General features: G+C 35.7%; 9 protein-coding genes. 6 read left to right on the top strand and 3 right to left on the bottom strand.

The genetic code is table 11. The features are described 5' to 3' along the window. The first annotated feature begins 163 nt into the window (after positions 1-163). Genes GGR22_RS00110 through GGR22_RS00120 form a run of 3 tightly spaced genes read left to right on the top strand, consistent with a single transcriptional unit; the run spans position 164 to position 7,303 of the window. A complete protein-coding gene (locus GGR22_RS00110; RefSeq protein WP_182492091.1) occupies positions 164-3,415 on the top strand; it encodes a toxin-antitoxin system YwqK family antitoxin in 3,252 nt (1,083 codons plus the stop codon). After that, the gene (locus GGR22_RS00115) at positions 3,381-5,330 is read left to right on the top strand and encodes a DUF3857 domain-containing protein (protein ID WP_182492092.1); all 1,950 of its coding nucleotides are present in this window, start codon (positions 3,381-3,383) and stop codon (positions 5,328-5,330) included. Before GGR22_RS00110 ends, GGR22_RS00115 begins: the two co-directional genes overlap by 35 nt. Further along, complete coding sequence (locus GGR22_RS00120; protein ID WP_182492093.1) at positions 5,327-7,303, top strand: DUF3857 domain-containing protein; 1,977 nt, start codon at positions 5,327-5,329, stop codon at positions 7,301-7,303. Before GGR22_RS00115 ends, GGR22_RS00120 begins: the two co-directional genes overlap by 4 nt. A gap of 45 nt (positions 7,304-7,348) precedes the next feature. Here GGR22_RS00120 and GGR22_RS00125 read toward each other — a convergent pair whose 3' ends face one another. Then, positions 7,349-8,329, bottom strand: a complete 981-nt coding sequence (locus GGR22_RS00125) for a serine hydrolase domain-containing protein (protein WP_182492094.1) — start codon at positions 8,327-8,329, stop codon at positions 7,349-7,351. Positions 8,330-9,083: 754 nt separating this feature from the next. Between GGR22_RS00125 and GGR22_RS00130 the strand changes: the two genes are divergently transcribed. Further along, positions 9,084-9,929, top strand: coding sequence for an EamA family transporter (locus GGR22_RS00130; protein WP_182492095.1), 846 nt, complete (start codon positions 9,084-9,086; stop codon positions 9,927-9,929). A 1-nt stretch (position 9,930) separates the two neighbouring features. Here GGR22_RS00130 and GGR22_RS00135 read toward each other — a convergent pair whose 3' ends face one another. Further along, positions 9,931-11,181 carry an OmpP1/FadL family transporter gene (locus GGR22_RS00135; protein ID WP_182492096.1) on the bottom strand — a complete coding sequence of 417 codons (1,251 nt, stop codon included), beginning with the start codon at positions 11,179-11,181 and terminating at the stop codon, positions 9,931-9,933. Next, on the bottom strand, positions 11,162-12,481 hold the full coding sequence (locus tag GGR22_RS00140) for a DUF4270 family protein (RefSeq protein WP_182492097.1): 1,320 nt from the start codon (positions 12,479-12,481) through the stop codon (positions 11,162-11,164). The genes GGR22_RS00135 and GGR22_RS00140 overlap by 20 nt, the downstream gene beginning before the upstream one ends. A gap of 226 nt (positions 12,482-12,707) precedes the next feature. Between GGR22_RS00140 and GGR22_RS00145 the strand changes: the two genes are divergently transcribed. Both GGR22_RS00145 and GGR22_RS00150 read left to right on the top strand, forming a co-directional pair. Further along, the gene (locus GGR22_RS00145) at positions 12,708-13,556 is read left to right on the top strand and encodes a DUF6268 family outer membrane beta-barrel protein (protein WP_182492098.1); all 849 of its coding nucleotides are present in this window, start codon (positions 12,708-12,710) and stop codon (positions 13,554-13,556) included. 5 nt (positions 13,557-13,561) lie between these two features. Further along, positions 13,562-14,557 (top strand): Kelch repeat-containing protein, encoded by a 996-nt coding sequence (locus GGR22_RS00150; RefSeq protein WP_182492099.1) that lies wholly within the window; start codon positions 13,562-13,564, stop codon positions 14,555-14,557. Positions 14,558-14,574: the final 17 nt, after the last annotated feature.

Raw genomic sequence — 14,574 nt, forward strand, 5'->3', positions numbered from 1 at the left:
AAAAAATTCCTCGTCAATTAAAAAATAAATATTTTAAGTGGCGAGGAATTAAACATTATAAAAATAGCATTTTTAAGGCATGTCAGAAAAATGGCATTAAAGTTTTCTGAATGGCTTGGAAATTTTCACAAAAAAATTATATTTGGAAAAATTAATTTCCAATATGAAAAACATATTCATCGCCTTTATTTTAGGACTTAGTAGCGTTACTTATTCTCAAACAGACTATTCTTTTGTATATGACAGCGAGGCCTTTTTAAAAGAAGGTATCCACCTCTATGAAGAAGGAAAATATCAAGATGCTATTAAAGCGTTTGATAAGATTGTAAAAAATGACCCTAAATTTTATAGTGCTCAATATGAAAAAGCTTTGGCTCTTTCTGCTAGCGAAGACAAAGAAGCTGCAAAAGCATTTTATGAAGAAGCCTACAACAAAGGCTACATGAAAGAAGAACCTGAATTTTACATGGCCTATGGAAGCTTTTTGAGCGACCAAAAAGACTATGAAAAATCAGAAAAAATGTTTTTAGAATCTCTAAAGACATTCCCCAATTCGAGTACATTATTTTATAATTTAGCATTACTGTATGTTCGCAAAGAAGAGCGACAAAAAAGCGTAGATTATCTTGAAAAAGCAATTACAATAAATCCAAATCATGTCGGTTCTCATTACCTTTTAGGTTTGATTGCTCTTGAAGATGGTCGCGTAACCGAAGGTTCATTAGCCCTACTCGCCTATCTTACACTTGTTAGCGAAGGCAAAGGCTGTGAAAATGCAATCTTAAAGCTAAATGCTAAATTCGCTGAAAACTATCTCGAAAAAAGCAAACTCGTTTTCTCCAAATCAGGTGATAATTTTGAAGAAATCGATGTCATCTTGCGTAATTCACTGCCTCTAAAAAGTGCGTACAAAATCAATTCTACAATTGATGATGTCATCACTCGCCAAGTACAGGCAATTGCAGAATATGCCGTTGACCATAAAATGGAGAACGGTTTTTTTGAAACAACTTACATTCCATTTCTTGCCGATATTATAAAGAAAAAACAGTTCGAAGGTTTTTCCTATCATATATTATTAGGCATGAAAGACCAGCTAGGCAAAAAACTTAGTTCACAGAATAAAAAGATCACAGCTTTTTATGAAAATTATATTTCTAAAGATTTTTGGCAGGTATTTGCAAAACGCAATGTTGATTTATTTGGCAAACAAGAACAAGTGGTGGTCTATCTAGAGAATGGCAAGCCCTATCTTTTAGGCAAAGAAGAAAACGGAAAAAAAGTTGGCAAATATAAAGTTCTCAATAGTAGCGGAAACATGGTCAGTGAGCTTAATCTAGTTAATGACCAATTAGACGGCTTACAAAAATACTATGATAATAAAGGTCGCTTGATCGAAGAAAAGAACTATTCTAAAGGCAAAGCAGAGGGTAAAAGAACCAAATATTACGAAAATGGCAATATTGAATTTGTAGAAAATTATAAAAATGATATGCTAGAAGGAATCAGCACCTCCTATTATATTAATGGTGGAAAAAACTGTGAAGTAAATTTTGTCAATAATGAGCGTGATGGAGCTCTTATTTGTCTGTACGAAAACGGGACAAAGAAAAGTGAAATTAATTACTCAAAAGGCAAGTTACATGGCAACTATATACAGTATGATAATGCTGGAAATATATCGAGTACTTACCCTTATACTATGGAAAAAATTGACGGTAAGGTCTATGAATACTATAATGGAAAGGCTTTAAAGTCTGAAATTGAATATAAAGCAGGTACAATTTCATCGCCTTATAAAAGTTATTTTGCAAACGGAACACTTAAGGAAGAAACCACTTATGTAAATAACAATCCTGCCAAAGCTATAATTAATCTTGCTAATGGGAAAAAATCCTATGAAACGCTTTATGACAAAGAAGGATATGTAGCCACCAATAATTATTATAATGGCAATGATGCTCCTTATTTCCAAGAAACCTTAAAACGAGGAGAAATAAAATCTGCCTTACAATTTGAACCTGGAAAACCAAAGCCAACAGAAGTACCTGTAAGCAAAGGAACTTATGTTATGAAAAGCCTAGAAGGTTCTGTATTAACGAAAGGCAATTATGAAAAAGGAATAAAAAAAGGCGAGTGGAATTACTTTTATACTACCGGTGCTTTGAACACGCAAGAAAGTTATGAAAACGGAACCCGAACCGGCCTTGCACGCACTTTTAATCCTGATACGCGCCCTTCGTCTGTCTTCAATTATGTTAATGATACTATTTCGGGCGTATATGAAAGTTTTGAAAATGGCAGGCTCGCGAATGTTTATCACTATAAAAATGGTGAATTAAATGGCCTTCATAAATCCTTTTATCCTGATGGAAGTATTTTATCAGAAAATTTCTATAGCGATGGTACGTTATATAAAAGCTTTAATTATTGGCAAAATGGCAATATTAACCTTATGACAAGGTATATAAATAATACCCCAGTCAAAATGGAATCGTACAGCACCGAAGGTAAAAAACTAAATGAAGTTGATTATACCAATAAAAACGGTAAAATGACCACCCTTTACAATAATGGTATAGAAATACATGAATATACATTAACAAATGGCTTATTTGAAGGAAAATATCTTGTAAAAGACAAAAACGGCAAGACAAGGTCAGAAAGCAGTTTTACCAATGGTATCAGAAATGGCAAATCAGCTGTTTATGGTCCAACAGGAGGACTTCAAGTTGAAAGGAATTATTACGCTGGAAAGCCAGACGGAATCTCCAAATATTATGATATTGCTGGAAATTTGAGAATGTCAGACAATTATATTTTAGGCAATAATACGGGACTATTAACGCGCTATTTCCATAATAAAGGAAAATTCTTAGAATACAACCAGCTTGATGGGGACATTGAAGGCGAAGCCAAATACTACAATCAAAAAGGCGATAACATTCTTATCCTAGGCTATCAAAATAATGCATTGGTCTATTATATAAAACTTGACAAAGACGGAAAGCTGACTGAAAAAACGCCTATCGCTGCTCAGACAGCCAAAATAATTTCGTCATATACAAACGGAAAAACTGCCATTGAAATTAATTTTGTGAAAGGCAATATTGATGGCAAACTCGTAGTTAATAATCAAGAAGGCAAACCTGAGTTTGAAGCCAATTATGACATGGATCTTTTATCAGGACCGAGAATAGAATACTATTCTAATGGAAAAATCTATAAAAAAGAAAATTTCAAAAATTCTTATTTCGAAGGAGTACAAGAGTTTTTTAAAGAAGACGGCAAGCCTTTACTGACGGCAGAATATAAAAACGATGAATTGCATGGACTATGCAAAATTTATACTAATGGAGTTGTTTCTCAAACCCAACGTTATGATTCAGACGAACTTATTGAAATTACTAAGTAATAAACCTCTTGTTCTATTCTTATGTCTTTTTGCCCTGCAGGCCAAGGCACAAGAAAAAGCCCCGCTGTTTTTAGAATACAAAAAAAAGTACGGAGACATTAATGAGCTCATCATAAGCAATAAAAGTTCGTATGATATTTTTGTTGAAAATAAAAAGTTGCGCGTCTTGCAAGACAATTATTATGAGTCGATGATTCTTTCTGAAAACGGCATCCTAAATAATCAAGAAAACTTTTCTTATTCTGAACTCGTAAAACTGAATCAGTATGAAGCCTACTCTATTATCAACGACAGGGGTAAAGACCGTAAGATTAAAGTAACGCAGACAAATGAAAAGCAAGCAAGGCAAAATTCTGTCTTTTACAATGACGTAAAAGAAAGACAGCTTATTTTCCCCAATCTTGAAGCCGGTGCCAAAAAAGTATATAGCGTACAGACTGAGTTTGTCGATCCTTTTCTATTGCAGAGTTTTGTGTTTGGAGACAATTTTCCGATACTAAATTCAACCTTTGAAGTGCGTACTGACAAAGACATCAACATAGGCTATCGCATTTTCAACGATCCTACAAATAGCATCGAATTTTCTAAATCTGAAAAGAAAGGCAAATACATTTACAGTTGGACATTAAAAGATGTAAAAGCTGTAAAAATGGAACCTAATAATCCTGGCTTTCGCTATTTCATACCGCATATCAATGTATACGTAAAAGATTATACCATCGATAAAAATAAAATCAATGTGCTCGATAATACCGAAAAGCTCTATGATTATTATAAATCGTTTATAAAAAACTTAAATAAGACCGAAGACGACGATCTCAAAACTCTTTCAACGGAACTGACTACAGGGCTGACATCAGATACTGAAAAAATCAAAAAAATATTCTATTGGGTAAAAGACAATATCAAATACATTGCTTTCGAAAATGGTTACGAAGGTTTTATACCGCGTGAAGCCAGCCTAATCTATAAACGCAAATTTGGCGATTGCAAAGACATGGCAAGCATTATTTCTTCGATGGCTAGTTATGCCGGAATAAAAGATGTCACCGTTTCATGGATCGGAACACGAGAAATACCTTATTCGTACGAACAACTTTCAACTCCTGCTGTCGACAACCATATGATTGCGGTATACAACGATAATGGTAACTATGTATTTTTGGATGCTACCGATCGTGAAACACGCTACGGACTACCGACATCATTTATCCAAGGAAAAGAAGCGCTGTTGAGCAATGGTGATACCTATAAAATAATAACAGTTCCTGTAGTTCCTGCAGAAAACAATGAGACTTTTGAGACTCTCAAACTCAGTTTAGACAAAGAAAAAATTATAGGCACAGGAACAGTAGGCTATAACGGATTTTCAAGAAGCAGCATATTGGCGCAAATAGGAGACGCTTCAAACAAGACTCGTTTTGAAATGATTAAAAGCTTAGTGCTAAAGGGAAATAACAAATTTCATCTCAAAGAATATACAGAAGCCAATGTTTCAGACCGGGATAAGCCTTACCAGATTAATTTCAATTTTGACTTGGCCGATTATGTAATACAAGTAGACAAAGAACTCTATATCAATCTTTTTCTAGACCGCATGTATGAGAAACTTACATTAGAGCCAGATCGTACAACTGCATTTGATCTTGAATATCTGGCTGCTTATAACGGTCGTTATGATTTAGAATTACCAAAAAACTATACGGTCAAATACCTTCCAGAAAATTCCAGTTTTGATAATGCTCTCATGAAATTCGACTGCCAGTATGCCAATAAAGCAGGACTTGTTTCTTTAGAAGTAAAGATAAAATTGAAAAAAATATTGCTTGAGCAGTCCGATTTTGCCTTATGGAACGAGACCATCAAAAAACTAAAAAACACCTATACACAAACTTTAATACTTACCGAAAAATGATTTTAAAACTTAGAATAAAACCCCTCCTATTATTCTTTATTTTCTGTGGTTCCTATGGATATGCACAAGACTTTTCCTTTAAGAACTATACTTGGGATGAAAAAGAAACTAAAGAAGAGATTCCTACCAAATATAAGGATGAAAAAGAAGCCATACTCGAACGAAATACCAAAGTAGAATTTATTTCTGAAAAAGGTAAAGCAATCCAATACTATCTTTTGCACGAGAAAAGATACATCAATAGCGATGATGCTGTAGAACGAAACAATAAAATCTATATCCCTTTTGGATCCAACGAAAGCGTACTTACGACGAAAGCACGCGTTATTCTAAAAAATGGTAAGGTAATAGAACTGAACAGTAAAGATGTAAAAGAAGAAACCGATGAAGAAAGAGGGGTCAACTTTAAATATTTTGCTGTCAATGGTCTTGAAAAAGGGGCTGTCATCGAAAAGATATTTATTTTGGAAGAACTTCCAGAAATTAAAGGAAATACTGTAAAAATGCAGGATGAATATCCGATCGCAAAAAACACCTTTCAACTGATCTATCCTGATCATTTGGTGTTTCGTACTAAAGGTTATAATGGTCTTTCCGAACCTGTCATTGAAAAAAAACTGCCAAGAGAAAACTTTACCACTTTAACCATTAATGAAATCAATACTCCTGCATTGGATGACAATGAAAATTATTCGAACTGGAATAGCAACATTAAGCGATTCCGCTACAAGCTAGATGAAAATCTAGCAAATGGTGCAAAGAATCTTTACAATTTCAAAGAGTTTTCTACAAACTTATACGAAAGATTTCATCCGCAATATGATAAAAAAGAACAAAAAGCTATAGATGAATTTTGTAAAAACATCACCAAATCCAAAGACATGCAAGAGCAAGTTTGGAATATCGAGAACAAAATCAAGAAAACCATAAACTACAGCCGTTATATTGATAGCCAAGAAACGTTGCAGGATATCATTAAATCAAAACAAGCCAATCAAAGCGATATTTTGAGGCTCTACATTGCCGTATTTGACAAAATGGGCGTAGAAACCAATCTTGTATTTACGTCAAACCGTTTTAAGGTTCCTTTTGATAAAGATTTTGAAAGCTATGAAAATCTGGATGAGATTTTGTTTTACTTTCCAGCAATCAAAAAATTCATGACACCTACTGAAATTGAGTACAGAATCCCGCTAATACCAAGTGTATTGGCTGGTACAAATGGACTTTTCATAAAAGAAAAAGCCTTTGCTGGGACAAAAATGGGAATTGGTGAAATTAGCACGATCGACATTCCGAGTATAGAAATTACCCATGACATAATGGAAATTACGGTAGACTTCACAAAAGATATCGAAAATCCGATCGTAACGGATAATATTCAATTTGGCGGCTATTCTGCCTTCAATTTTCAGCCCATCAAAGATTTTGCCTCTCCAGAACAATATAAAACCGTTCTGAAAAGTATTGCAGAAAATTATACTGTTGAAACAGAATACAAAACACTAACGACTGAAAATGACGGAGTAGACAATATTGGCAAAAAACCATTCGTATTGAAAGTAACATTTGAAGGAAAAGACTTGATTCGAAAAGCTGGAGATAACTACTTATTCTCAGTCGGACAAACCATTGGAAAACAGATGGAACTTTATCAAGAAAACAAACGTATGCTCCCTGTAGAAATAGATTATCCACATGCTTATACTCGCAAGATCAGAATCCTGCTTCCTGAGGGAGTCACCGTAAAAAACTTAGACAAATTCAATATGAATTATACTGCTGATGTAAACGGCAAAACAGAAGCAGCTTTTGTAAGCAAATACGAGAAAAAAGGAAATGAAATTGTTGTAGAGAATACAGAATATTACAACATTCTTCATTATCCTCTTGAAAACTTTGAAGCGTATCGAACCGTAATCAATGCCGCCGCCGACTTCAATAAAATTGTGATAATTCTAAATAAACAATAGACATAAAAAATCTGGACGAATGTCCGGATTTTTTATGTCTATTGTTTATTTATTCAAATAAGCATCAATAATATCAAATCGCATTACATTCAGATCAACGGCATCGGTATTTGACAAAAAGATAAACGTCAATCCTTTGTCGATAAGATGAATCCAATTAGAATGGAAGCCATAGCCTCCTCCTTGCCTTTCAGCCAAAAGAGTTTCTATTTTTCCAAACTTTTTAGGATAGACCCAAAAGCCTAATGCCGTCTCGTCTAAGTTGCTATAAGGCGTAAGCATTAAGTCAACTGTTTCTTTTTTCAATAAAGTATGATTGAAAATTGCTTGGTCAAAAAGCAACATATCTTCTGGTGTCGAATACATAGCGCCTGCCGAATACAGGTTGTCGATATAATAATTCGTCGGACTATAAATTTTTTGCGCTAAAGAATCGTCATAAGAATACCCTTCGGCCATGCCTTTTATGATATCGGTATGATGCAGATAATCGGTATGGTGCATTTTTAACGGTACTAGTATTTTTTCTCGCAACATTTCTTCATACGATTTACCGCTTACTTTTTCGATAATTTTCCCTAGCAGTATGTAATCTCCATTACTATAATCAAATTTAGTTCCTGGTTGGTTGATTAATTTTCCTGAACAATATTTGTCTATAAAAGTATCCAAGCCCCAAATATTATTGCTATAAACATCTAGAAAATCCCTCATTTCCTGAAGATCTCTTCCGCTACTGTATGTCAGCAAATTTTTGATTGTAATTTTATCCCTTCCTTCTCCTTTATATTCAGGATAATAAGTTGAAATTGTCGCGTCAAGATTTATTTTCTTTTCCTCATACAGTTTCATAATCAAAGCAGCCGTAAACGTTTTTGTAACCGAAAAGATATGAAATCTTGAAGCTTCCGAAAATTTAATATCATAATGCCTATTCGCAATTCCGGTATATTTTAAATAGTCGATTTTTCCATCTTTTGCTATTAGAACAGCTCCATTGAAACCTTTTTGAATATAGGAATCCATTACTGTAGCCACCTTTTTTGTTTGCCCGATTATCAAATGAAACGTAAGAAGAAGAAAAAAGACAGAAAACTTTTCATAAAGCAAAATTAGAAGTGAGGAGGTCGGTAAAAAATCATTACAAATATAACTTTTAAACCATCACACAAAGTAGCTAAGTCTGTAAAGAGAAAATTTGAATAACGTACTCCTTTTTGCACGAGTACTATATTACATTTGTCAAATGCTACATAACATTCTAGAAATTCTATTAGAAAACAGTGTTTTCTATATAGCATCTATCAGTTTCTGTATAGCAATTTATAAATCCTATCAGGAAAAAGTAATTTCTGTTTAGCATCTGTCAGTTTCTATATAGAAATTCATAAATCTTATCATGAAAAAGTAGTTTCTGTATAGCATCTGTCATTTTCTATCATCAATTCATAAATCCTATCATAAAAAAGTAGTTTCCGTGTAGCATCTATCAGTTTCTATACAGCAATTAATAAATCCTATCATAAAAAAGTAGTTTCTGTGTAGTATCTCTCAGTTTATATATAGCAATTAATAAATCCTATTAGAAAAGAGTAATTTCTGTATAGCATCTGTCCGTTTCTGTTAGCGATTCGGAAACCCTATCAGGGGAAAAGTAGTTTCTATATACCATCTCTTCTTTTATTTTGGTATACACTTCCAGATAGTTATTATATTTTACCTTTTTACTTACTTGAGAAAGCTAATTTCGTAGTTTTGCTCTTTCAATCCGAAAGCTTTCATGAGACTCAAATCCATCAACATACCTCCTATTCCTGCCGTACTTATGGCAATAATAAGCGTCCAGTCTGGAGCAGCGATCGCAAAAAGTCTTTTTCCTACTATTGGAGCTCCGGGAACGGCATCGTTAAGGATTGGCATCTCGGCAATTATCTTGTTGGCTGTGTATCGACCGAACTTGCGCAAAATTACGCTCGATCAATGGAAATTCGTACTTCCTTATGGTCTGTGTCTTGGAGCCATGAATCTAGTTTTTTATTTTGCTATAGAAAGAATTCCGATCGGATTGGCGGTAACATTAGAATTTATCGGTCCGTTAATGGTCGCTGTCTTAGGCTCAAAACGTATTGTTGATTTCTTGTGGGTATTGCTTGCAGCAGCTGGCATCATTTTAATCGCGCCTTGGACTACTAATGGAGTTGATATTTTAGGGGCCTCGCTTGCCTTATTGGCAGGAGCCTTTTGGGCAGCCTATATCGTATTGGGCGGTAAAATTTCGGCTATAATGAAAGGCGGCGATGCCGTGGCAACCGGAATGCTTTTCGCGGCCCTGCTAGTTGTTCCTTTCGGAATTTTTGGAGAAGGGCTAAACAATCTTACTCCTCAGCTTTTGGGCATGGGTATCGCTCTTGCGTTATTATCTAGCGCTATTCCATTTACGTTAGAAATGAAGGCTCTGGGCCAGCTTCCTGCACGTACATTCAGCATCCTCATGAGTTTGGAACCTGCCGCGGCTTCTATCTGTGCTTTTATATTTTTGCAGGAATATTTGTCTTTCAATGAAATCTTGGCTGTGGCTTTTGTAGTTACGGCATCGGCTGGCTCAACGATTACGTCTAGGCGTTAGTCTATTCGTATTTTCTTTTTACAAACCAAATGTCTTCAAGGCTTAAATTCAAAGTAAGCAGATGGTAATTTTCGTGGATTAGCGAATTCGACATTTGTCCCCGCTGGCCATAGGTATACGAAACATTTATAAAGGTATTTGTCCTGTAATCTAAAGGGATGCCCAATCCAGATGTTAGTGCAAAACCAGACACTTTATTTCCGTCAATAGAAAGATAGCCTGTATCATAATTGCCTCCTAGCCTATAAGTTATTTTCTGCAGAAGATTGTTTTTTCTTTCGCTAGTATATTCCAACCCCGCAGCAATAAAATCTTGGTCGGTAAATTGCCCAATATTATCTTCCATCTCTGTAGCCGACCATTGCGATCGAGTATAATCGGCATTTAGCGTCAGCGTCTTTCCTATCTGTGCTTTGATGCCTATATTTAGCGTAAGCGGCAGCTTAAAATCGGCTATGCTTTCAGAATCTTCTTTTACAACCGATTCAGAGCCTTCTACTAATTTTAGTATCCTGTAATCTTTAGTGCCATTTAAGGCTGTTGGAAGGCCAATGACACTCGAAATAGTCATCTTTTTGTTGATGTCATATTGCATTCCAATAGCCGCTTTTAGTCCGCTATAATAATTTTTATCGTCCATCATTAAATAGTCCTCATTAAGTTTGGCGATCTCTACTTCAGAAATTTTCCCGAAATGATAGCTGAGACTCGCCCCAATCCGCAGTTTTTCTGAAAAGCTTCTTCCATAATTAAGCTTGATTTCATTGAGTCCGCCGCTTCCTTTTATGTTGCTAAAATACGATTCTGTAGAACCTTCAACCGTATTTTCAATTCCCAGCAAATTATAGCCTACATCGGAATAAGGCGAAAGCGAAAGACCGATTCCCGATCGCCTATCGAGCTGAAAGGCAAAAGCCAGGCTGGAGAAACTTACCGTGGTTACTTTTGTATCGTTAATTTCATTTGTAAACGTGTTCATTTCTGCTTTTGCTCCAACATCAAAAAGAAACGAGTTTTTCTTGATTGTGGCGAACGAAGCCGGATTTAGGTTATTTATTTCTTTTTCAGAGCTGAGTGCCGTACCGCTTTTGCCTAGAGCATTTGTCTTTCCGGTATTGGCGTCATTAAAACGCCCCAATCCAAAAAGGGAATAAGGCGAACTGGTCTGGTTGTTGGTTTGCGCGGATAAGGAACAGGCAGAAATAAACGCTGAGAGCAGCAAAAAAGCAGGCTTATTTGTCATAGGTCGCATAAATTACTTTTAGATTAGAAGAATATTCTGGGTTGTTTTCGCCATTCAAGACCATCCTATTGCCAAATTGAGAGCTGTAGGGCAGGACGAGCAGTCCATATTCTAGATAATTGCCTTCATTGATTATCTTCTGCAAAAAAACATCTACTGGCAAAATCAAGAAGACCTCATTAAATTCTTTGTCTTGTTTTGCTACTGATGCCTTGATTTTTTTCCCTTTTGAATCGATATACTCATTGATAATATTGTTATTGCCATCCACCACAAAAACTTGCAAGGAATCCGATAAGTAGAGCTTGTTAGTATAGTAGGCCTGACTTAGCTTGATTTTCATTTTTGCGTTAAACACATGCCCTTTGCCACCATTTATCTGCGAGATTGTGCGAATATGAGGAAACCTGACTTTAGTAGCAATACCTGCTCCGCCTTGCAGAAAGCTTAGGTTGTCTAAAGCTGTGGAGGATAGCGATTTATTTTGGGGCAATAAGCCTGATAAAGGGGTACCGCTTCTGTCGCCTATAATTTGATTGAAAGATTTAGCGCCTGTATCCTTGCTATCAAATTCCAACTGCAAAAAAGTTTTTTTATCATTGGGCTGGTCTGGCTTTGAGTAATAAATCCGAATAAAACTATTGGCTCCTTTGAAAGCTATTAAAGAAGCATTTTCATCTGCATGGGGAAAGATTTTTAGCCCTTTAAAAAATTCTTTCAAATCTTCATTGGTTCTTATATTGCCGCCCCTGAACTTATCAAAAAGCTCTTTCCCGAAAATCTGGTCGAGTTTTAGGGTAAGCGAATCTTTGCTGATTCTAGGATTGAATGTTTTACTTGCTAAAATCGGATTAAAGGCAGGAACTTCGGAAGTATTATAAAATGCAGTCTGTTGTGGCCCTAATTTTAATTCTTTGGATAATTTCTGAACCAAAACAGTCTTGGGCCTTAAGGTATCTCCATAAAAATAACCATCGTATTTAAGGCTCAGTACAATGCTGTCAAAAACTGCTTCTTCAGAGATTGTGTATGTTTTTGGAATAAAGGTCATAAATGCTGAAGATGTTACTTTTCCGAAAACAGGATCAGTATATTGCCCGATTAGTAACTTATTCCCTCCCGAAGTAATGACGCTGTCTAGTTTTACGGTAGACATTTCAACAGTAAAGGTGTCAATGCTGATAAACCTCACATCGCTTTCGGCAAAATCTTTATCAGCAATAAATGTTTTGTCTAGGCTGTCTGCGCTGCATGAAATCAAAAGCGTCGATACTCCTATCAGCAACATTGCGAAAATGCTATTTTTCATTCGTATAAATTTTTAGGATACGAATGTAGCAGTGATCCAATTCAGCAATTTTAAATTATATATGGAATGCGCAAAATTGCAGTCATATAGCGTATTTCTAAATACGGATTCGCTTTTTCAAAATCTGTAGGCTATTACTTAAAAACCATAGTATAAAATGGCCTGATGGTATATTTCAGTTTTCAGGAAAGCAAATAAAAAATAGGTTTGAGGCAAATTATCAATCATGCACAGACACATTGCTGCCCTTTTGTTGGCATGTCACGGGATTACTTATTCGCAAGAAAGTTCAAGTTCAATACAATATGAGTACAGTATGATTTATAATACGGGTTCTGCGTCGCTAAACAAACATTTTGCTGCATTTGACTTAGAGAAAGGCCAGTTTACGTACGGCGCTTCATTTAAAAAATTTGAAATCAATTATGGGAAAGATAATGATGGGGCTTATTTCGATGAATTACAATCCATCCAGTCAGTCAAATTTGCGATTGGCTATACTCATGAGTTTAATAAGAATTGGGACTTGCTAGCGACATTTGAGCCTGAGTTGAATTCAAGCTTCAAGAATACGATAACATTTGGCGATATCTATCCTACATTTTCTCTTGCCGTTAAAAGAAAAACAGAAGGAGACTATCCCTCCTACGCTATTTTGGGAGTATCCTTTTCTTCGTTATTTGGAAAGCCGCGATGGCTGCCTGTAGTCAGCTATCAAAAATTCATCAGCAAGAATGCTAGTTTTACAATTGGCCTTCCGGAAACGAACTTTCAATATGCGTTATCTCCAAAGAACAGTATAAAATCATCTCTTTTTGTTGATTCTTTCTATTCAAAAATCAGTAGCGACAAGCAAGACAATATTCCAAATATAAGCGCCATAGAAATGACGAGTTATAATGCCGGATTGGAGTACAATTATGTATCGGATAACAATTGGATCGCCACGATACGATCAGGTTATGCCTTTTCCAACCAGCTTGATCTTTTTCAGGAAAATATACCAAAAACCGGCATTGATTTTAAGAATACGATATACATCACAATGGGTTTCAAATACAATCTAAATTTATAATACTTATGAGAATGAATTTTTTAAGCTCCAAAAAACTACTTTGCACAGGTCTTCTAGGGACATTGTTTTTTTCTGTCGGATGCAGTAAGGACGATGGAGAAAGCAGTGTCGGCAATTGGCTGGAAAGCACCGTATTTAATGGCAGGCCGAGAAGCAGCGCAACTTCTTTTACGATTGAAAATAGCGCCTATGTAGGCACCGGATATGACGGCAGCAATTATCTTAATGATTTTTGGCAGTATGATATCGAAGGTAATTTCTGGGTGCAAAAAGCAGATTTTCCTGGTGAGAAAAGAAGTTCTTCTGTATCTTTTGCAATAGGAAACAATGGCTATCTGGGCACTGGATATAATGGAACTACGCAGTTGACCGACTTTTACAAATATGATACGCAAAATAATACGTGGACACCGATATCAAATTTCGGAAATGGTTTGCTACGAAGAGGTGCCGTAGGTTTTAATTCGGCTACAGCAGGCTATGTCGGTTCTGGTTTTGACGGCGAAAATGACAAAAAGGATTTTTGGAAATACGATCCTGTTACAGACACATGGATGGAACAATTTGGTTTTGGAGGTGCGAAACGCCGTGAGGGTACTACGTTTACGATTGGTACAAAGGTATATTTTGGAACTGGTTCTTCTAACGGAATCAACATCAAAGATTTTTGGGTATTTGATACAGCCACCGAAACATGGAAAAAACTTTCGGATCTGGATGCAAATGAAAAATACAGCATCGCTCGTACGAATGCTGTCGGATTTTCAATTGGTGCCTACGGCTATATAACTTCGGGAGGAACAACAAAAGATATATGGGAATATAATCCGGCGAATGATACCTGGAGTACAAAAACAAACTTTGAAGCTGTTGCCCGCCAGGACGCTATCTCAATTTCGAATGGAGAGAGAGGTTTTGTACTGCTTGGAAAAAACGGTACTTTTTATTTTGATGATATGTATGAATTCAAGCCTAATGATGCTCCGAATAGCGATGATTAATTTTTTGTTTGGTTTTT

This window comes from Flavobacterium gossypii, assembly GCF_014138495.1.
Classification (GTDB): domain Bacteria; phylum Bacteroidota; class Bacteroidia; order Flavobacteriales; family Flavobacteriaceae; genus Flavobacterium; species Flavobacterium endophyticum.